Source organism: Oleiphilus sp. HI0043, assembly GCF_001634935.1.
On record NZ_LWEY01000429.1, the window covers coordinates 1 to 1,257 of the forward strand.

Annotated in this window: 2 protein-coding genes; one reads left to right on the forward strand and one right to left on the reverse strand. The window is 46.1% G+C overall.

Features of this window, described 5'->3' with window-relative positions:
* On the forward strand, positions 1–865 hold an 865-nt coding region (locus A3729_RS05515), incomplete at its 5' end, for a phosphotransferase (RefSeq protein WP_068633345.1).
* 30 nt (positions 866–895) lie between these two features.
* Here the strand turns inward: A3729_RS05515 and A3729_RS05520 are convergent.
* Positions 896–1,257: hypothetical protein (locus A3729_RS05520; RefSeq protein WP_068633347.1), on the reverse strand; the 362-nt coding region annotated here is incomplete at its 5' end.

Consider the following 1,257-nt stretch of genomic DNA (forward strand, 5'->3'; position numbering starts at 1 on the left):
TCTAGATACCTACCCAAAAAGCGGGGGCGAAGAAGCGGATAAAGGCGCCGTGAGGTATGTTCTTACTCTTTTCGAGAGCATGGAAAAAAACACTTTACCCTTTTTCAATGAGCTGACGACGCACCTGGCCCGAGAAGGTTTTAAAGTTCCTGCGCCAGTATTGACTAAGCAAGGCGAAGCAATTTTCGAACTTGAGCAAAAGCCTGGAATGATCGTTCAATGCTTGTCTGGTAAGGCAGTGGGCAAACCCAAGGTTACACAGTGTGAGGCGATGGCTGAATATCTGGCAAGTATGCACCTGGCTTTAAGGGACTTTCCAAGAAGTCGCCCTTTAGCGCGAGATAGCGATTGGATGTTGGCGCAGAAGGCGCTTTTGCAACAGAGTGCTATGCCAGAAGAAGACTTTGACTTACTAGAGCAGTCAATATTCAGATATAGCAATGAATATGGAAGTGCCACCCAAGACTGCCCTCAGGGTATCGTTCATGGCGACTTATTTCGTGACAATGTCTTGTTTCGGCGGGATGAGGTTTCAGGGGTCATTGATTTCTATCATGCCTGTCAGGCTACCTTGTTATTTGACTTGGCGGTGATGGCGAATGATTGGGCGTGGAATGCATCGAAAGGAGATTATGATGAGGGCTTGCTGAGAGCAATAACTCAGGCTTATCAGTCGCATCGACCCTGGACTGACAGGGAACGAGAGGTTTGGCCCAGGTGTCTTGAGCTTGGCGCCTTAAGGTTCTGGATTAGCCGTTTGGTTAGTTACTATCTGCCAGGTTATCAGCAACATTCTGTAGAGGGTGATACCGCCAAAAACCCGGATGAAATGAAGGCTATTTTACTTCGAGCGCAAGCGCTATAAGTAAAATAGCTAATTTCTTTACCGTATATCCTACTCAAACAAAGCATTAATGTTGGTGTTGAAACTAATATCAACCAGGTTCCAACCTTCTTGAGGCTGGTAGTAATTTAGTTCCCAAACTAAGGCGGCTGAAGGGTACTTCAGCAAATAGCTTATTTTATAGAAATGCTCCCCGACCGACTCTTGCTTCAAAAGTGCAAAGGAAAGCGGCTTGCCCTGACGTGCTTCAAGCATCTTCATATCGTGGGAGATCTTTTTGCCACGTTCCTCAAACTGCTCAGGACTGACGCCAATATAAGCAGACATAAGCGAATAAGCGCTGTCATATTCCGCTTGAACGACTTGGCTCATAAAGTAGTCACTGACTTTATTGATCTTATCTTTGCTGGCGA